Here is an 18,025-nt window from a genome sequence, read left to right as displayed (position 1 = left end):
ATCAATAGCTGCTAACTCGGGAGAATATAGTCGGGCCACAACGAAAAATCCGGCAACGAGGACAGAGGAATATCGGATTTTGGGGCTCGTGATGCCGGCGACGCCATGGAGATAATGGCCTTATCGGTCGGGCCGGCTATGCCGATGGCAAGATCGGGGTCGACTCCGTGGACGACCAAAACACTTGAGCCGCCGCCCTTTACTTCCGCCCGGATGATTCCAGGTCGAATCTCGATCATCTGAAGATCCGGCCGGTCCACCGGCGGCAGGCCAGAGACATCAAGATTTGCGGCTTCCGGACCGTCGATAACGGCTTGATAGAGTTCCAGTAGCTTCGGGTCATCCTCCATCTCCTGTGGCCACAGCACAGCGTCGGCGATCCCGCGCTTGCGGGTCATCAGGCGCTGAAGCAGGCAGTCGAAGGAGTTAGGGCCGAGGCGTGGGTGAACGGCAAGCGGGATATGGATGGTGACGGGCCGGCTTTGGCCGATCCTGTGTGTCCGGTCGTTGCACTGCTCCTCGACGGCGGGGTTCCACCACCGCGTGAGATGGATGACGTGGTTGGCCGCCGTGAGAGTCAGCCCGGTGCCCGCCGCGCGTGGCCCCATCACCAGCACGTCGAAGCCGCCATCCTCAATCAAGTGTCGCTGAAAGCGGTCGGTAATTTCCTTGCGGCCGTCGATGGGGGTGTCGCCGTTGATGACGTAGACCCGGTCCAACCCGAACTCGATCTTAATGAGTTCGGCAAACCACGCCTGAACGTCCCGGTTCTCGACAAAGACCAGCGCACGCTCGCCCTTTGCCCTAATGGCGGCGAGGATGTCCATGGCCGCATCGAGCCGGGCGGAGGCGGAAGTGAAGGTATTCGGCACCTCTCCTTCGACCAGCCCGGGATGCAGGGAGATGCGGCGGATGTGGTGCAGTACAGCAAACATCCCTCCACCTTTGCCACGTATCTCGTCATAGCGGATCGCCTGCGCTTCAGGCATGAGGCGCGGGTGCAAGATGCGGGCCTTGGGCGGCAGATCGGGAGCTGCATCCTTCTTCAGCCGGCGCAGGCCGAGCGGCGGATGCCCCAACTGGCCGGTGAAGATCGCGGCATGCAGCTGGCGCATACGCTCTTCCTGCGGTTCGTCGAACACCCTGCGGAACTCGGCAAGCGGCCCGAGCGCGCCCGGGAACAGTTGGTCCATGACCGCCCAGATGTCGCGCGTCGCGTTCTCGACCGGTGTGCCGGTCAGGCCGATCCGGAAATCGGCATCCACTGCCTTCGCAGCCTCCGAGCGCATCGCGATCGGATTCTTCAAATTCTGGATCTCGTCGAACACCACAACAGCGAATCTGGTCCGCGAGAAGGTGACGGCGTAGTTGGCCAATGTCTGGTAGGTCGTGATCACCAGCCGCGGCGCGTTCTCGACGGGGCCGAGATCGAGCCGCGCGGTCCCGTCGTCAATATCGCGTCCGCGCCGTCCCGGAGCCTTCCAGGCCTGAAGATGCCGACCATAAAGCCGCACCGGCTCACCCCAGAAACCGGCATGCAGATGCGTCGTGCATTCAGCCTCCCAGTTCCGCAGCAACGAAGTAGGAGCCACGATCAGCAGGGGCCGAGGCGCGACGCGACCGGCCTGCATGTGCTCCGCGAGCCAGGTGAGAAAGGAGAGCGTCTGCAAGGTTTTGCCGAGGCCCTGCTCATCCGCGTTCAGGAGACCTGGGAGACCCGCCTGCCACGCGGCCACCTGCCATTCGAAGGCCGCGATCTGGTATGGCCGTAGTTCGGTGGCAACCGCTGAAGGAAGAACCGCTGGCTCTTGCTCGCCGCGTGACTTCACCTTCGCGCGGAAATCGTTGTCCCAAAAATTGCTGTGCGTCAGCGGCAGAAACACGGTCTGCGGATCCCCCGCTTCAGGCGCATCCGCACGGCCGCGCAGCATCTCGATCCGTCGCACTAGAGCTTCGATAACCTCGTCGATCACCGGGATGGGGCCGACACGATGGCTCAGCGCATCCCCTCCCGCCGCCTTGGCTTTGACGAGGTCCTGAAGCAGCGGTTCCAGCTCCTCGTCGAGCACGCAGCCCAGCAATTCGCCTAGTTCCGGCGTCATCGTCGCCGGAAGCCAAGCTGTTCCTGAGCCGCTGATCTGAGCGGGTGCGGGGCGCGCCCACTCGGCGATGGCGATGACGCGCGACGACCATTCGCTCGTCTCTGTCCAGGAGCGAGCGATCTCGCGCTCAAGTGCTTCCTGGTAGCCCTCCGGGCTCATGAGTTCGTTCAGCCGGCCGTCCTCGAGCGCCTGCCGCTCGATCGCCTCCGCGATGATCCGCTCGGCATCGCGAATGAAGAGGCGACGCCCCTCGGCGTCCCGGGTCGCAGCTTCCGCAATCGCATCCACCACCGGCATTGCAGACCGGTCGAGGATCAGGAATTTCGTTGGCCCGACGCAATAGGACGGCTGGGCCTTGCGGGCTGTGACTTGCCGCTGGAACGCCGACAATTCCTGTCCTTGAAGCGACGATTTCGAAGCGTCGGCTTGCGCATCCTGCGACAACTGCGCGCCGACAAACGGCAGGGGAGCGAACAGGCTGTCGTCCTCAGGATCGAGGGCGAGGCCGACACTGTCGCAGGTGATGATCTCGATCTTCTTCAGGGCGCCTTCCATATCAATTGGACCGGCGTCGTCCAGCGTCTCGATGCCGAGGGCGCGACGGAATTCGCCGAGGGCAAGCCAATGATCCTGAAGCGGCGCCTTGGCATCAAACGCATCCGCGATCTCGATCGCCCGCCAGATCGGGGTTGGAAGCCGCAGATAGCCCGAGGAATCCTCGACGACGGCACCGGTTCGGCGCAACGGCACTGTCTTTCCGCCCTTCTCCCACCAACAATCGAGCCGGAAATCCGGGCTACCGAGTGAGCCCCGCATGGCGGCCTTAAACACATACCGGGACACGAGGGGAGGAAGCCCGAGCACCCGCGCCGTGGAATTGTCCAGTTCCGCGACCAGGCAATGCGACAGGCGGACCGTATCCCCGGCGATCGTGTGCTCGTGCCGGTCGCGGTCGAGCACACGGAGCCGAGCGAGAGCCATCGCCACTTCGCGCTGCTCGCGCGGCAGTGCCTCTAGGTTGTGCTGGCGGCGGGAGCCCAGAAAGGACAGCAAGCCGCGCTTCGGCTGAATGATGGAAACCGTGCAGCCATCCATATCGCAGGCGAAGCTGAAACTCAGGCTCATCGGATCCTCGCGCGAACCCAGCTCATCCAATCGCCGATATGCCTTCGAGCATCAGGATGGTGGTCGGGCAGGATGAAGGCATCAACGTCGTATTGGCTCTCATACAGCCGAGGGCACCCGCGGGCATCCTGCCGAAAGACATGGACACGGAAGTTGTGAGAGCCCTCCACAATGACGTTCTGTCCGATCCGCATGATCAGAAGGCTGGTGTTCCTGCGAGTGAGTTGACGGCCGTAGGAGGAGTGGGCCGAGTCCCCGGTTGTACGAGCCAGCTGATCGGTAATGGCCTGAGCGTCCGTTCCAAAAGAGGGCCAAGCTTCGTCGATGCGACCCTCCTCATACAGGCCCATCCAAAATCGCCGCCGCGCAGGCCACTGATCACCGCCGTCGATCCTCTCTTCGGCGCGCGAGACCACGTCGAGAAAGGCCTCCATGCGCTGTCCGGCCAACCAGCGGAGTACGACGCGACGGCCATCCTCGCCGACCTGCGCCCAGAATTGCGGATTGTCGCGGCGAGGATCGCCATACGTCTCCGTCAGGGCGTTGAGCAGCAGCGTGCGCAACCCCGTGGACGGCATCCTGTCCTGCCAGGGACTCAACAGCCGCTGAACTACCTGCACTGCACGATCGCCATCGAGCACGGCCGCACCGGCAGGGCAAAGCCAGGCGAGCATCCGCCGGGCCGCGGGCTCGTCGGTCGGCTCGGGCAGGGTGGCCAACCAAGCCGCATGCACTTGGACCATGAAGCCCGGCCCGTGCGGGGCGGACACGCCCTTTCCAAGCGCGGCTCGGTACGGATCGGCCTGCGCGGCCAGCCAGCGACCGAAGGTCAGGGCCCCTGCCACAGCATCGAAGAGCTCCGGGACCGATCGGAAAATTGCCTGCCATGCTTTGGGCAGCCAAGCCGCCCGCTCCTGAATGATCTGCCCGACCTCCACCGTCAACGAATGGTTCACAGCCCAACCGGCCAGGAAGCCATCGCAAAGGGACCCGAGCAACGTTACCCGGGTGCACCGCCGCAGCTCGCGCCGCAGGAAGGCCTCCAGCTCCGCCGGAAGCGGGGCGATACGGGCCGCCCATGCCCGCACGATCTGGGCTGTCTGCCCCTCGGTGATACCGGCCCAGTCCCAGCGTGCCAGCGCGAGAGTGAAACGCGCGATCAAGGCGTCGAGAGCCTCTGGTTTCACGGGGTGCCGGTCGCCAAAGCGGTGCTTGACGCGCTCGGCCGCCTGCAGCAGCCGAACGGGCTCGCGCGCGGAAGGGAGCGCGGATGGCAGCGCCGCGATGCGGTCGAGGAGGCTCATGGCGCAGGACCCGCCAAGAGAAGCCGCTGGAGGCGGGGCAGATCTTCGATCCGCTGCGGGATATACTGCTCCTCGGCCGGCGCGAACATGATGAAGCGCAGGTCGATCCTGCGATTGGCATCGCGCGACTGATCGGACTCATTGTCCCGGATCGGCCGACCCTTTCCGTATCCGGCGACGGACAGGATCGGCTGGTCCTTCAGATTGTGGAAACCCAGAAGATCCGGGCTGGCCGTGACCATGATGGAATAGACCGAGGTGCCCCGGCGCGAGCTCAGATCCATGTTCAGCACATCGGTGCCGGTGTTATCGGTGTGGCCTTCGATCTGCAGCGCGTCGATCAGCGCCACGGCGGGATTGCAGGCGGCGGACAGCTGCGTGCGATCCCCGAAGGAGAAACACCGCAGTTCCTCGTTCAGAATCCCCGCTATCATCTCCATCTTTCGCCGCCCCGGCAGGCTCGGCACATCGCTTCCCGATCCGAACAACCCGTCACCTTTGAATTCGAGCGCATCTCCGTTGCGGCTGATCGAGACGTCGATCGACATGTCGGCGGCCTGGATGCGTTTCTGGATGCGATCGAGCATCCGGCCGCGCAATTCCGCGGAACGAAAATTGTAGCGCTCGATCGGGTTTACCTCCTGCGCCGCCAGTAGGCGAAGCAACCGATCATTTTCCTCCCGCTGTTGCCGCACCTGCAGCCAGAGATCGCCCATCGGCAGTGTCGGACTGGGATCGTCGATCCGCACACGAGCTTCCAGTTCCGAAATACGCGCCAGCAACTGCTTGCGTTCGGCCTCCTCCGATGCCTTCGTCCAGCCACGCCTGGCGCGCTCCTGCTCGATCTGGCCGAGCAGATCAAGCACCTGCCGGTCCCGGTCGGCGAGGTCCCCGGCAACCCGATCGTAGCGCTCCTGCGGAACACTGTTCTTCGGCGCGATCTGGGTGGCAAAGAAGGCGAGCAGGATCATGATGATGAACAGGAAGCTCACCGTCATATCCGTCATGGAGATGAAGGCGGACTCTTCTTCCTCCTCCGCCCGCCGCGCGCGCCGGGTGGTCCTCATGTCGGCAACCGCTCCAGCGTTGGATCGCTCTCGGGAACGAAGGTCCGGGCATTCTCGATCACGGCCTGCAAAGTCTGCAGGGCGTCGGTATATCGGTCGTGCACGCCGTCGCTGTGTTGCCGCAACTCGCCCAAGGTGCGCTGCACCTGCCCGACATAGTCGCTGAACGCCTTTTCAAGCTGCCCGTCATAGGCCTTGGCCCGGGACTCGAAAGCCCGGATCAGCTCCTCAATGGAGCGGGCAGAGGCGACCACCACCGTCTTCTCCGCCTCCACAGCAACCTTGGCGGCATCGACCAGGCTCTTCGAGCCATCGGCCAAAGCACGAGCAGACTCTGCCGTCGAGCGCGCGGTCTCCATGACGGGGGTAGAGGCCGAGTTCATGCTGTCCGCCGAGGTCGCGAGTTGCCCGGCGGCGGATTCGATACGCTGAACCAGCGCATCGAAATTCGAAGAGGAGCGTTCGAGTGTCGCCTTGAATCGTTCTGAGGTCTCACTGAGCGCGGAGGAGAGGTCGACCAGCTTGTCCGCCGCGCCGTCAATGCGTTCGGCGATGGTCGCGATGGACTGCCCGAGACTGGCCGTCAGGGACTGGCCGAGCTCGCTGACCATGCCGCCGATGGCTTCCGCTCCGGTTGCCGTCATGCGCTCCAGCGGCTTGCTGAGTTCGGCGATTAGCTGAGTATTCAGCAATTGCTGCTGCTTGGTTTGTTCCTTGATCGCGGCAAGCTGCTGGTCCGCGAGTGCCTCGAGGCTAACGAAGCTCATCCGCGTTTCGAGTTCGTGCGCGAGCGCCATGACAGCGCTTTCGAGTTTGGCCGAGCAAAGTCGCTGCCAAAGCGTGAACGCGATCGAGCAGAACAAGCCGGTCAAAGACATAGTGAATTTGGCCGATGCGGTCTTGAGCAGGCCTTCCAGGGCGGTGATCATCAAAGCTTGATCGCCTCCACCGGCCTCTAGGGCGTTCTGCGTCTGGGCGAGTGCGGCGATCAGACCCAAGAAGGTAAAGAACAGTCCCGCAGACACGAAGAGGCCGGGCCATACACGCCAGCCCGACAGCCCGAAATGCAGATCGTCGAGATTGATAAAGGCTGATGGACGCACGGAATTGCGCACATGGCCATCACCATCACGCGCAGGCTCGATCAGCGTTTCGCGGAATTCTGCAAAGGAGGCGGCGAGAAAACGCCCTGGCCGTGAAGCGCTCCGATCTAACTCCCGCTGGATGTCGTGAAGCTGCCTCTGGAAGCCGGCAGCATCACCGGTAGCGCGAACACGTTTGGCTGTCTTGGTCAGAACCCGCCATCGCCGCCACGTTACAACGCCGATCCAGAGCACAAGCACTACAAGTACAAAAACGAGTCCAAAACTTACCAATCCTGGCCAGTAATCAAGCGTAATTAGTCCGGCAAGATCGAGGATAAAATTTCTTATATTTGTGCCGAAAGACACCCAATCCATTACCGCCTCGCACAATTACACAAAATATGATAGAGAATCATGGGCCGCTAAATTGCACCGTATCATCATATTTCAGAATTTAGATTCAAGCACTCCAGCCCAATTTCCAATCACCAATTCGTGGCCGCAACCCTCGCCCGATGAGATACAGAGTACGATATGGTTAAATAGCATGGACTGCTTTAAGCTCGAAATCGTTCTCCGACTGGCATGGCTGGTAGATCGATCGAGCCCGCCGCACTTCCTGGAAATTCTGCTCAGCCTAACGCGGCCATCGCCTCTGAGCTACGGGCCGGCGCTGCCGCGCCGGCCCCAACCAGCCTGAACCCCTGCTTCACCGTCGGCTTCCAGATCATGGAGACGCTGAAGGTGCATGAGGGCGGCAGCCGGCGCACCCGCCGCGACCGCACCGTGCAGCTGCTCGGCCAGGTCGGCATCCCGGCGCCGGAGACCCGGGTCGACAGCTTCCCGCACCAGCTGTCGGGCGGCATGAACCAGCGGGTGATGATCGCGATGGCGATCGCCTGCAAGCCCAAGCTCCTGATCGCCGACGAGCCGACCACGGCGCTGGACGTCACCATCCAGGCCCAGATCCTGGACCTGCTGGCGACGTTGCAGCGCGACCAGGGCATGGCCCTGGTGCTGATCACCCACGACATGGGCGTGGTGGCCGAAACGGCGCAGCGGGTCAACGTGATGTATGCCGGCGAGCTGGTCGAGGAGCGCATGGTCGACAGCCTGTTCACCCGGCCGCGCCACCCCTACACCGGCGCCCTCTTGGAGGCGCTGCCGGAGCGCAGCACCGGCCACCGCCGGCTGCCGACCATCCCCGGCGTGGTGCCGGGCCCCTATGACCGGCCGCAGGGCTGCCTGTTCAACCCGCGCTGCCGCAACGTGCTGGACCGCTGCCGCGGCCAGCACCCCGAGATCGTGCCGGACATGGACGGGCGGACCCGCTGCTTCAATCCCATCGCCAAGCCCCTCGAGGAGATCCGCGCATGACCGCGGTGGTCGAAGCGCGGCACCTCAGCCGCTTCTACGAGGTCAAGACCTCGCCCTTCAAGCCGGCGAAGATCCTGCGGGCGGTGAGCGACATGTCGTTCACGCTGGAGCCGGGCAAGACCCTGGCGGTGGTGGGCGAATCCGGCTGCGGCAAGTCGACCCTCGCCCGCGTCGTGACCATGATCGAGCAGCCCAGCGAGGGCGACCTGACCATCGACGGCATCCCGGTCGCGACCGCGGATGCCGGCCAGCGCCGCCGCCTGCGCAGCGCGGTGCAGATCGTGTTCCAGGACCCCTACGGGTCGCTGAACCCGCGCAAGAAGATCGGCACCATCCTGGAGGAGCCGCTCAAGATCAACACCAGCCTGACGCGGTCGGAGCGGCGGCAGGCGGCCGAGGCGATGCTGTCGAAGGTGGGCCTGCGGCCGGAGCATTACGACCGCTATCCCCACATGTTCTCGGGCGGCCAGCGCCAGCGCGTGGCCATCGCCCGCGCCCTGATGCTGCGGCCCAAGGTGGTGGTGGCGGACGAGCCGGTCTCGGCGCTGGACGTCTCGATCCAGGCCCAGGTGCTGAACCTGCTGATGGACCTGCAGGACGAGTTCGGCCTGGCCTATCTGTTCATCAGCCATGGCCTGTCGGTGGTGGAGCACATCGCCGACGACCTGGTGGTGATGTATCTCGGCCGGCCGGTGGAGCACGGCACCAAGGAGGCGATCTTCCGCCATCCGCGCCACCCCTACACCAGGGCGCTCTTGGCCTCGACCCCGTTCGTCGACCCGACCAAGCGGGCGGAGCGGGTGGTGCTGTCGGGAGAACTGCCCTCGCCGATGAACCCGCCGCCGGGCTGCGCCTTCCACAGGCGGTGCCCCTTCGCGACGGATGTGTGCAGCGTGGAACGGCCGGAACTGCGGCCGGTGGATGGCCGGGATGTGGCGTGCCATCACGCGGAGATGGTGAATTAGGGGGGCGGGAGCCGGAGGCGGAAGGGCCGCCCCCTCCCCGTCATCGCGCGGCGTGCAGCGCCGCGTTGAGTGTGGCGGGCGCCATCCAGAAGCCGGCGCCTCTCCTCATCGTCCCCAAAGCAGGGTATAAAAAGGGCGAGCCAACATTCGTTGGCTCGCCCCCACCTCCGGTGCCTGAAGGTGGTGTTGCGGATCGCCGCCAAACGCGGCGATCCGGTAATGTCCGGATGGTCAGCCAAACCATCATGTCTCCTATAGATGAGCGGTTGATAGATGAGACGGGGAGGGTGGCCGCCCTCCCCGTCTCGGCGGATTCGAGTCCACCTCGGTGCTGCCGAAGCGGTATAGTTAGAGTTTTCCCTGGTTGGCCAGCTTGGCTTTCAGAGTCGCCAGGCCCGGCCGTGGCTCGTACTTCAGATGCCATCTCATGAGGTCACCGAGGTAGCGGGCGATATCGCGGGTATTGCTGGCAAAGTCGAGCCTACCGTCGCGCTTCACAGCGTAGGGCTTACGGCCCGCATCCGGGGTCAAATAGTCGTCAAGGGTCGCGTCGACCTCGGCCCGTCCGGCATCATCCTTCAGGTACAGCTCCCACATCGTATTGCTGGGGGAGAAGTCGATTTTGCCGGCCTCGATATCCTCCAGGAACCTGTCGCGCTGCTCATGATTCCGCTCGCGCGAGCCGTGAAACGTGTAGGCCAGCTGCGCCAGGGCCTTTAGCATCACCGGCTCCGCCAGAAGCGTTTTATCTTCCCAGTTCGGCTCCCCGAAGTGGGGCTGACTAGCCACAGCTTTCCAGAACCGGATGCCGTAATCGGTGGACGGGTTAACCGCTGAAGTCGAGATTCCCGCCTGATTGGTGGCGCCGGCGAAGAGCAACGCGTTGGTGCTGACCAAGTCATCTCGATAGATCACGGCGGCAGGGTCGTCGTTCTTCTTGGCGCCTTTTTTCGAGCCAGCGTCGGCGATCTTCAACTGAGCGCCTAGGACCCCGGTGTCCTCCAAATTCTTGCGGATGAAGACGCTGATCGGATTGGCCTGATCGAAAGCCTGGGCCAGGGCTGCGTCAGGCTTCTTACCCAGGTTGTTAAGATCGTGGAACAGCTGCTTTTCCTGGTCCGGTTTCAGGCCGAGATGCACCGTAACGTCGACGGTGAAGTGCGACCGAGCGAGCTCGGCCGCTGCGATCCAGATATCGACCTCGGCGGTCGTCATCTGCATGTCTTCGTTCCCTTCCGGGATATAGAGCCCGCCGCGCCTCTTGGAGGAATAGCGGCGCGTGGCGATCAGTTCGCGGAGCCAATTCATCAGCAACTCGTAGGCATAGCGCCGATGCTGACCGTCGATGACATAGATGATCTGACCTTGCCGAAGAGAGAGCACGAGCTTGCCATCGCTCTTCTCGATGAGGACCAGGTCCTCGCCGCCGGGCAAGCACTTGCGGATGTTGCCCGTGAAGGGCTGGAGGCCCTGGTAAGGTCCTTCGCCAAGCTCACTCAGGATATCGCCCAGATCATCCGGAATATGGCGATCTTCATCTTGCCAGTTCTGCCGCACCGCCGCCAACAGGCCGCGGAGCATGTAGAGGGCGATCGAGCGGGCGTGCTTCTCGTCCAGGGGGCGCTGAGCGATGTCGGAGCGGTCGTCACCCATCTCGACGATGCGAGCCTCGTTGGCGACGTCCGAGTACTCGCGGAACTGTTCCATGGTGATCGTCAGCGCCAGGGTGCGGTTGCCCATATTGAAGCCCATCAGCACGGGAGCATTGAACTCCGTGCGCCCGCCCAGCCCCTTCAGCTCGCCGAGCTTGAAGCGTCGGCCCGTCTCTTCGGTTTCAGTGGAAAGCGGATTCAGATCGTTCGGCATTGGATTGTCCTTCTGATAAACCGATGCGGCTCGCTTCGTTAATCTGCCCGAAACATGGCATATCAACTAACCAGGCGCAATACAGGATTTATATATCCGATATTGAATCGCGATAAATCCCGCCAGGCGCGTTTAACATCGCCGTTTTGGCGATATTTCCAGGAGCGCTTACCGATGCCTATGGCTAGGCTCTATGGCGTTAAAGCGCTGGCGGCGCGGCGCCCTTCGTCGCCGAAAGATGCTCCGGAATTCGACCACCGGATCAGCGGTTCACAGGCCACGCCATCGTCGTCGCGGTCGTGCCGCGAGTAGTAGCCCGGCTCGCCTCGGCGCGCCGGCGCCAGGCCGACCAGGCGCGCCGAGGCGCAGTTCGGAAACGCCAGCAGGTGCCGGACGGTGGCCACGGGCGCCCAGGGGCTTGCCATGAAGCCGCCGACCACCAGGCCGAGTGTCACGACCAGCACCGGCACTGCCCGCAGCAGATGGTGGGCGATCGATCGTCGGCGCTGCGCGCGCTCGATCCGGGCGGTGGCGGCCCGGAACCGCAGCTTCAGCTTTCGCGCCTCGACTTCAGGATCGCGCATCAACGTCGCGCCGGTCGGGCCTGGCCCCACAGGCCGTTTGCCGTGGCGATTGCGGAGACGGTGCACGTCCCAGGACATCCGGTGCGAACCAAGGTCCCTTCCTGTCACGTTCGAAGGCCGCGCAATTCATGCACCGCCCCCGCAATGTGCCACGGCAATTCGCCTGAACGCCATCGGATGGCCGCGCGATGACCGGCCCGGTCGACAAGATGCGATCATTACGCCCGGCATTTTCAGAAATTACGGACAATTGAATCGACATATGATTGAATTACAGCGCGCAATTGACACGCGGGAACCATCCAACCATAGTGAAGCTCTATTGTATCGATCCTATTGATTCGACACTTTCAATAATTTCGACTGCATACTCCGCGAAGACCATGCATATTTTCATGGAGAATTGGTTATGGCGAATTTCGACAACACCGTCCTGATGGTGAACGGGGCCGCCGGCCCGATCGCGATCGACAAGCATCCCGATTTCGACGACATGGTGCTGATCTTCGACGGGGTGGAGACCAACGCCACCTACACGCTGGCGCCGGGCAAGCAGGTCCATGTCGGCTCGACCTATGTCAACGACATGGGCGTGATCCTGACCTATGGCGGCGATGGCCGCTTCATGGAGCTGGGCATGGGCGGCGACCCCGACGACGCGCCGAAGGTCTACAGCGTCATCACCGACGACGAGGCGGACGGGAACGGCCCGCTGCGCTACGCCGTGACGGACCAGACCCCGGATTCGATGACCATCGCCTTCCGCGACAAGGGCAAGGACGACTTCAAGAACACCGTGCTGATGGTCAACAAGGCCAAGGCCAGCATCGATATCGACCGCGATCCCAATTTCGACGACATGCAGCTGATCTTCAACGGCAACACCACGTCGGGGTCCTACGCGCTGGACCCCGGCCAGCAGGTCCATGTCGGCTCGACCTACGGCAACGACATGGGCGTGTGCCTGACCTATGGCGGCGACGAACGCTATATGGAGCTCGGCATCAACCCGGATCCCGACACCAAGCCGACGGTGTTCGCCGTCATCTCGGACAGCGAGGACGACGGCAGCGGCCCGCTGGCCTACACGGTGGCGGACCAGACGGCCGTGTCGATGACCATGACCCTGCGCGACAAGAGCTGAACCGCCGCGCGCCCGGGCCTGGCCCGGGCCGATGGTGACAGCGCGCCGGACCGGCGTCCGCCTCCCCCGGCGGAGGCCGGCCCGCGGCGGTTCCGGACAGTGACGGCCCGGAACCGCCGCTTCGGCGTTCGCGCGCCGACAGCAATTGCCATGGCGGCGCAGTTCTGCTGGGCTTCGATCCGCTGGGCGGGAGGGAGCACTCGCGTCCGGGCCGCCCATCCGGAGGGGGATCATGGACTGGAGGAAGCATGTGCGGACGGCCCTCGACGGCCGCCACCCCGGGCTGGGGCATCGGGTCGAGCTGTTCCTCCACGCCCTGATCCTCTATTCCGCCCTGTCGATGGGGATCGAGACCCTGCCCCACCTTCCCGGCTGGGCCGCGACGGCGCTGTCCGTCTCGGAGATCGTGGTCGTCGCGGTGTTCACCACCGAATACGTCCTGCGCCTCGTCACCGCCCCCGCCCCGGGCGCCTATGCCAGGAGCTTCTTCGGCATCGTCGACCTGCTGGCGATCGCCCCCTTCTATCTCGGCCTGGTCTTCATCGGCGCCGGCATCGACCTCCGCGCCATCCGGGCGCTGCGGCTGGTGCGCCTCGCCCGGCTGCTGAAGCTGGCCCGCTACACCAGCGCCATCGACCGCCTCGCCGCCGCCTGGCGCGTGGTGAAGGAGGAGGTCATCGTCTTCGGCATGGTGGCGATGATCGTCCTCTATGTCTGCGCGCTCGTCATCTTCCAGTTCGAGCATGACGCCCAGCCCGAGGCCTTCGGGTCGATCTTCGATGCGATGTGGTGGGCCGCCGTCACGCTGACCACGGTCGGCTATGGCGACATCTATCCGGTGACGGCCGTGGGCCGGATCTTCACCGTGCTGATGCTGTTCGTGGCGCTGGGCATCATCGCCATCCCGACCGGGCTGGTGGCATCGGCGCTGAGCGCGATCCGGGCCAAGGAAGCCGCCGCCGAGGAGCGGGAGCCGCCCCCGGCGACGCCCCATGATTGAGGGGACCGCGGCGACAGGCCCCGCACAACGCCTTGCTACTGCGGGTGCTCGTGCGTGCATTGCACCAGATGGTCGTCGTCGATATGGCATTCCCAGATCGTGGACGGGCCGGAGACGCTCCGCGTCAAAGCGGCGGCGTCGCTGAAATCCGCCAGCTGAAAGCGGTCCGCGGCGGTGCCGTGCTTGGCCTTCAGCGCCTGAAACGCGCCGACGAACTCCTTTTGCTGGGGAGTGAGCGGCGCATTCGCCACCGGCTTCACATCGGCATTGGCCTGGCATGCCGCAACTACCGAGAAAATGGCAAAAGCCAAGATGGGCAACCTGGTCATCTGAACCTCCGTTACAGGGCCGCCAGTCAATCGTTTCCTGATATTGGTATATGCAGCATCGGATATTGCATCACTTCCTTGAACAACTGTGGATCGGGACAATTGTCGGCGCCATGAGGGCGGCTGGGCCCGTCGGCATGAAGACCGAAGCAGGTCCGATGCCGCGACGCCTCCCCATGGCGCCCCGCCCCTTACCGCGCGGCGCAGCCATAGGTGGCCGGCGAGTGCGACGCGGCGGCGTAGGTCAGCCCGCCGGACGCCTGCAGCCCCAGGACGAGGCAGACCTGGTACTCGATCACCTTGTTGGCGGGGAAGCCGACGAACGGGACGGACTGGACGCCGTCATACACCGCCGGCAGGCTCATGCCGTAATAGGGCGCCGACCCCCAGGCCATCTTCTCCGAATTGGTGGTGCCGAGCGGGTTGTTGTAGGGCAGCTCGTACTGCGACGACTGGTACGGCCATTCGTAGTCGCAGGGCAGCTTCTGGGCCTGGAACGGGCACCCGTGGCCGCCATTGAAGGTCGCCGAGGTCTTGCCCCGCGCCTCGGAATAGCCGTCGCGGATGGCGGAGGTGGCGTAGGGCGTCGGCTCGAACAGCCCCATCTCGAAGCCGCCGATCATCAGGGCGTTGAAGCGCGCGCCGGGGTTCACCCGGGTCCAGGTCCAGCCCGTGTTGCGCGTCAGCGGCGCCGTGGCGGGCACGAAGACGTAGCGGTCGCCCCAATGCACCCAGGAGACGGGCGCGTTGCCGCCCTCGAAGTTCATCTTGCCGTAGGGCCCGCGCACATCGAAGCTGACCCGGTCCGGGCCCGGCACCGGCGCCAGGCTGACCTGGGTCACGATCCGCGGCCAGTTGGTGCCGTCCTGGAAGTACCAGGTGATGGTCACCGGCAGGTCGTAGCGCTTGAACAGCGCCGGGTTGGTGCCCAGCGGCGGGCTGTCCTCGCCGGTGTCGTCGTTGAACCCGTTGGCCGCGATGGTGCCGTATTTCGGGTAGGTCAGCTTGAATTCCATGATGACGCGGTTGGACGTGGTCGGCACCAGCCGGCTGGTCACGGGAAAGCCGAGCCCGAGCGGCGAATCGTCGACTCCGAAGATCTTGTTCGCGATCGGGGCGGAGTCGCCGTCGGTGAATTTCCGATAGCGCTCATGCCCGACGAAATAGCCGAAGCCGTCCCCGGCGCTGGTCGGGTTGATCGTCTTGGTCGTCACCACGCCGTTGTAGACGTATTGATAGGTCATCTGCACGGCGTAGCCGCCATGGCCGGTGTTGGGGGCGCCCTCGCGCTTGAGCGAGACGCTGCGCGGCCGGCCGTACACATCCGACCAGGTGATGCGGTCGACCACCGACCCGTTGATCACCACGGCCTGACGGAGGGCCGCCTGCGCCGGCGGCGCGGCGGGCAGGAGCAGGCCGAGCGCGAAGAGGGGCGCGACAAGGCATGACCTCGGGCGGAGGTTCGGCATTTCGGGTCTCCCGGACAGGTTGATGTCTCTCAAGGTCATCACATCCGGCGACGGCGCGCGTCATCCGAACGGGTGTTGACAAGCCTGCGGTTTGTCGGGTCGGGGAGGAGCGGCCTGGTGCGCTGCTTCGTCGTCGGCCGGATCCTCCATGTCGACCACGAGGCCTGGCGCGTGGGCTGCGAGATCGACCGCACGCCGGCCCTGTTCGACACCGTGCCGGGGTCGCGGCGCTGGCCGATCACCGCCGACAGCGCCCGGCCGGAGACCATCTCCTACATGCGGCGCCACGGCTTCGGCAATCTGCGGCCGGCGAAGAAGGGCGCGGGATCGGTCGAGGAAGGGATCGAATTCCTCAAGAACCACGACATCGTGGTGCATCCGCGCTGCCGCCACCTGATCGACGAACTGTCGCTGTACAGCTACCGGACCGACCCGAAGACCGGCGAGATCCAGCCGCTGCTGGAGGACCGCGAGAACCACGCCATCGACGCCCTGCGCTATGCCCTCGAAGGCCAGCGCAACGGCGGCACCTACGACACCTCGCTAAGCTGGGTGTGACCGCGGCCGCGCGGGCGAAGGGCACATTGCGTTCGTCGCCGTTTATCCCCGGCTCCGTAACGCTCCGGTAGCGCGCGCCCCCCATCCTGGCCCGGCCGGCGCAGGGTTCGGGGCCGGCCCATCAACGAGGACAGCACCCATGGACGCCGATCGCAAAGTCGCCGTGGTCACCGGCGCATCGCAGGGGATCGGCGCCGGCCTGGCCGCCGGGTTCCGGAAGCGCGGCTATCGCATCGTCGCCAATTCCCGGACCATCGGGCCGGCGGCCTCGGAGGACGTCCTGACGGTCGCAGGGGACGTGGCCGACCCCGACACCGCCCGCCGCATCGTCGACGCGGCGATCGCGGGCTTCGGCCGCATCGACACGCTGGTGAACAATGCCGGCCTCTTCCTGCCCAAGCCGTTCCTCGACTACACCGCGGCCGACTTCGCCTCGGTGGTGGCGGTGAACCTCGCGGGCTTCTTCCATGTGTCGCAGCTGGCCGCGGCCGCCATGCTGCGCCAGGGCAGCGGCCACATCGTCACCATCACGACGATGCTGGTCGGCCAGCCGATGACCGCCGTTCCCGCGGCCCTGGCCGCCCTGACCAAGGGCGGGATCGATGCGGTCACCCGGTCGCTGGCCATCGAGTATGCGGGCCGGGGCATCCGGGTCAACGCGGTCTCGCCGGGCGCCATCGATACGCCGATGCATCGGCCCGAGGCGCATGGTTTCCTCGCCACGCTCCATCCCCTCGGCCGCATGGGCACGATCGAGGAGATCGTCGAGGCGGTGATGTACCTCGATACCGCGGCCTTCGTGACCGGGGAGACATTGCATGTCGACGGCGGCGCCCATGCCGGCCGATGGTGAGCGCGGGACCGATGTCGACCGCCATGGAGCCGAGAGCATGACCACCTGGCCGGATCGCCGCATCCTCGACCTGTTCGGCATCGATCTGCCGATCGTCCAGGCACCGATGGCCGGGGCGGTCACCGCCGCGATGGTCACCGCCGTCTCGGAGGCCGGCGGGCTCGGCTCGCTGCCCTGCGCCACCTTGACCATGGCACAGATCCGGGCGGAGTTCGGCGCCATCCTGCAGCGCACGTCCAGGCCGGTCGGCCTCAACTTCTTCTGCCACGCCCCGCCCGTCGTCGATGCCGCCCGCGAGGCCGCGTGGCGGCAGCTCCTCGCCCCGTACTATGCCGAGTTCGGCCTCGACCCCGGGATGCCGGCACCCGCCATGCCCCTCGAGCCCTTCGGCGCCGCGCATTGCGACCTGGTGGCATCCCTGAAGCCCGAGGTGGTGAGCTTCCATTTCGGGCTGCCGGACGCCGGGCTGTGCGCGCGCGTGAAGCGGAGCGGCGCCCGGATCATCTCATCCGCGACCACGGTGGAAGAGGCCGTCTGGCTGGAACGCAACGGCTGCGATGCGATCATCGCCCAGGGGTGGGAGGCCGGGGGGCATCGCGCCATGTTCCTGTCCGACGACGTCGGAACCCAGCTCGGCACCCTGGCGCTGGTTCCGCAGATCGTCGACGCCGTGGCGGTGCCGGTGATCGCGGCCGGCGGGATCGCGGATGGCCGCGGGGTCGCTGCCGCCCTGGCCCAGGGGGCTTCGGCGGCGCAGGTCGGCACGGCCTATCTGTTTTGCCCCGAGGCCAGCCTGGCGCCGCTGCATCGGCAGGCCCTGAAGGCGTCCCGCGGCAGGACCGCGGTGACCAGGCTGTTCAGCGGCCGGCCGGCCCGGGTCGTCGCCAACCGGCTGGTGCGCGAACTCGGCGCCCGGCCCGTCGACCCGCCCGACTTCCCGCTCGCCGGCGCCGCGCTCGCCCCGCTGCGCTCCCAGTCGGAGCCGCGCGGATCGGACGACTTCACCGCCCTGTGGTGCGGCCAGGGCGCCCATCTCGGGCGCGATCTTCCAGCGGGGGAACTGACACGGCGGTTGGCCGAGGAGGCCGGCGCGGCAGCACGGCCGCGCTGAGCCCGGGGCGATTGCCATGGCCGTTCGGTTTCGATCGGCTGGCACGGACAGCCGTCAGTCCACCCGCTCTGGGTCAGGCGGCACGG

14 protein-coding genes and 1 pseudogene are annotated in these 18,025 nt (G+C 65.2%); 7 read left to right on the top strand and 8 right to left on the bottom strand.

Annotated elements, in window-relative coordinates:
* Positions 1–11: 11 nt before the first annotated feature.
* From E9232_RS15705 to E9232_RS15690, 4 genes are read right to left on the bottom strand one after another with little or no spacing between them, the layout of a single operon-like run.
* A complete protein-coding gene (locus E9232_RS15705; RefSeq protein ID WP_309795197.1) occupies positions 12–3,227 on the bottom strand; it encodes a DEAD/DEAH box helicase in 3,216 nt (1,071 codons plus the stop codon).
* A complete protein-coding gene (locus E9232_RS15700) occupies positions 3,224–4,531 on the bottom strand; it encodes an EH signature domain-containing protein (RefSeq protein WP_309795195.1) in 1,308 nt (435 codons plus the stop codon). Before E9232_RS15700 ends, E9232_RS15705 begins: the two co-directional genes overlap by 4 nt.
* The gene (locus tag E9232_RS15695; protein WP_309795193.1) at positions 4,528–5,598 is read right to left on the bottom strand and encodes an OmpA/MotB family protein; all 1,071 of its coding nucleotides are present in this window, start codon (positions 5,596–5,598) and stop codon (positions 4,528–4,530) included. The genes E9232_RS15700 and E9232_RS15695 overlap by 4 nt, the downstream gene beginning before the upstream one ends.
* Positions 5,595–7,058: a hypothetical protein gene (locus E9232_RS15690; protein WP_309795192.1), complete on the bottom strand. Its 1,464-nt coding sequence runs from the start codon at positions 7,056–7,058 to the stop codon at positions 5,595–5,597. Before E9232_RS15690 ends, E9232_RS15695 begins: the two co-directional genes overlap by 4 nt.
* 315 nt (positions 7,059–7,373) lie before the next feature.
* Between E9232_RS15690 and E9232_RS15685 the strand changes: the two are divergent.
* A pseudogene (locus E9232_RS15685) lies at positions 7,374–8,060 on the top strand (ABC transporter ATP-binding protein); the annotation flags it as partial.
* Positions 8,057–9,025: a peptide ABC transporter ATP-binding protein gene (locus E9232_RS15680; RefSeq protein WP_309795190.1), complete on the top strand. Its 969-nt coding sequence runs from the start codon at positions 8,057–8,059 to the stop codon at positions 9,023–9,025. The pseudogene E9232_RS15685 and the gene E9232_RS15680, both read left to right, overlap by 4 nt.
* Positions 9,026–9,373: 348 nt before the next feature.
* On the opposite strand, the gene E9232_RS15675 is transcribed toward E9232_RS15680, so the two are convergent.
* Both E9232_RS15675 and E9232_RS15670 read right to left on the bottom strand, forming a co-directional pair.
* Positions 9,374–10,891 carry a DNA sulfur modification protein DndB gene (locus E9232_RS15675; RefSeq protein ID WP_309795188.1) on the bottom strand — a complete coding sequence of 506 codons (1,518 nt, stop codon included), beginning with the start codon at positions 10,889–10,891 and terminating at the stop codon, positions 9,374–9,376.
* A gap of 191 nt (positions 10,892–11,082) precedes the next feature.
* Positions 11,083–11,475, bottom strand: a complete 393-nt coding sequence (locus E9232_RS15670) for an excalibur calcium-binding domain-containing protein (protein WP_309795187.1) — start codon at positions 11,473–11,475, stop codon at positions 11,083–11,085.
* Between the two features lie 409 nt (positions 11,476–11,884).
* Here E9232_RS15670 and E9232_RS15665 point away from each other — a divergent pair, with 409 nt between their 5' ends.
* Positions 11,885–12,619 carry a hypothetical protein gene (locus E9232_RS15665; protein WP_309795185.1) on the top strand — a complete coding sequence of 245 codons (735 nt, stop codon included), beginning with the start codon at positions 11,885–11,887 and terminating at the stop codon, positions 12,617–12,619.
* 232 nt (positions 12,620–12,851) lie between these two features.
* Complete coding sequence (locus tag E9232_RS15660; protein ID WP_309795183.1) at positions 12,852–13,619, top strand: ion transporter; 768 nt, start codon at positions 12,852–12,854, stop codon at positions 13,617–13,619.
* A gap of 35 nt (positions 13,620–13,654) precedes the next feature.
* Here the strand turns inward: E9232_RS15660 and E9232_RS15655 are convergent, their stop codons facing one another.
* Together E9232_RS15655 and E9232_RS15650 are read right to left on the bottom strand one after the other, a co-directional pair.
* The gene (locus tag E9232_RS15655) at positions 13,655–13,948 is read right to left on the bottom strand and encodes a hypothetical protein (RefSeq protein ID WP_309795181.1); all 294 of its coding nucleotides are present in this window, start codon (positions 13,946–13,948) and stop codon (positions 13,655–13,657) included.
* 191 nt (positions 13,949–14,139) lie between these two features.
* Positions 14,140–15,417 carry a hypothetical protein gene (locus tag E9232_RS15650; RefSeq protein WP_309795179.1) on the bottom strand — a complete coding sequence of 426 codons (1,278 nt, stop codon included), beginning with the start codon at positions 15,415–15,417 and terminating at the stop codon, positions 14,140–14,142.
* Positions 15,418–15,534: 117 nt separating this feature from the next.
* Here E9232_RS15650 and E9232_RS15645 point away from each other — a divergent pair, with 117 nt between their 5' ends.
* The 3 genes from E9232_RS15645 to E9232_RS15635 all read left to right on the top strand — a co-directional run bounded on the left by E9232_RS15645 (position 15,535) and on the right by E9232_RS15635 (position 17,939).
* Entirely contained in the window at positions 15,535–15,975 is a 441-nt protein-coding gene (locus E9232_RS15645) for a terminase large subunit (RefSeq protein ID WP_309795177.1), read from the top strand.
* A 139-nt stretch (positions 15,976–16,114) separates the two neighbouring features.
* Positions 16,115–16,828, top strand: coding sequence for an SDR family NAD(P)-dependent oxidoreductase (locus tag E9232_RS15640; RefSeq protein ID WP_309795175.1), 714 nt, complete (start codon positions 16,115–16,117; stop codon positions 16,826–16,828).
* A gap of 37 nt (positions 16,829–16,865) precedes the next feature.
* Positions 16,866–17,939: an NAD(P)H-dependent flavin oxidoreductase gene (locus tag E9232_RS15635; protein ID WP_309795173.1), complete on the top strand. Its 1,074-nt coding sequence runs from the start codon at positions 16,866–16,868 to the stop codon at positions 17,937–17,939.
* Positions 17,940–18,025 lie beyond the last annotated feature (86 nt).

It is taken from the genome of Inquilinus ginsengisoli, from assembly GCF_031453975.1.
GTDB classification, from domain to species: Bacteria; Pseudomonadota; Alphaproteobacteria; order DSM-16000; family Inquilinaceae; genus Inquilinus; species Inquilinus ginsengisoli_A.
The sequence above is the reverse complement of the archived record's forward strand: the minus strand, read 5'-3'. Positions and strand labels throughout refer to the sequence as shown.

Coding starts and splice junctions, on each gene's coding strand:
- E9232_RS15705 (WP_309795197.1), bottom strand. CDS start 3,227: ATGAGCCTGAGTTTCAGCTTCGCCTGCGATATGGATGGCTGCACGGTT.
- E9232_RS15700 (WP_309795195.1), bottom strand. CDS start 4,531: ATGAGCCTCCTCGACCGCATCGCGGCGCTGCCATCCGCGCTCCCTTCC.
- E9232_RS15695 (WP_309795193.1), bottom strand. CDS start 5,598: ATGAGGACCACCCGGCGCGCGCGGCGGGCGGAGGAGGAAGAAGAGTCC.
- E9232_RS15690 (WP_309795192.1), bottom strand. CDS start 7,058: ATGGATTGGGTGTCTTTCGGCACAAATATAAGAAATTTTATCCTCGAT.
- E9232_RS15680 (WP_309795190.1), top strand. CDS start 8,057: ATGACCGCGGTGGTCGAAGCGCGGCACCTCAGCCGCTTCTACGAGGTC.
- E9232_RS15675 (WP_309795188.1), bottom strand. CDS start 10,891: ATGCCGAACGATCTGAATCCGCTTTCCACTGAAACCGAAGAGACGGGC.
- E9232_RS15670 (WP_309795187.1), bottom strand. CDS start 11,475: ATGCGCGATCCTGAAGTCGAGGCGCGAAAGCTGAAGCTGCGGTTCCGG.
- E9232_RS15665 (WP_309795185.1), top strand. CDS start 11,885: ATGGCGAATTTCGACAACACCGTCCTGATGGTGAACGGGGCCGCCGGC.
- E9232_RS15660 (WP_309795183.1), top strand. CDS start 12,852: ATGGACTGGAGGAAGCATGTGCGGACGGCCCTCGACGGCCGCCACCCC.
- E9232_RS15655 (WP_309795181.1), bottom strand. CDS start 13,948: ATGACCAGGTTGCCCATCTTGGCTTTTGCCATTTTCTCGGTAGTTGCG.
- E9232_RS15650 (WP_309795179.1), bottom strand. CDS start 15,417: ATGCCGAACCTCCGCCCGAGGTCATGCCTTGTCGCGCCCCTCTTCGCG.
- E9232_RS15640 (WP_309795175.1), top strand. CDS start 16,115: ATGGACGCCGATCGCAAAGTCGCCGTGGTCACCGGCGCATCGCAGGGG.
- E9232_RS15635 (WP_309795173.1), top strand. CDS start 16,866: ATGACCACCTGGCCGGATCGCCGCATCCTCGACCTGTTCGGCATCGAT.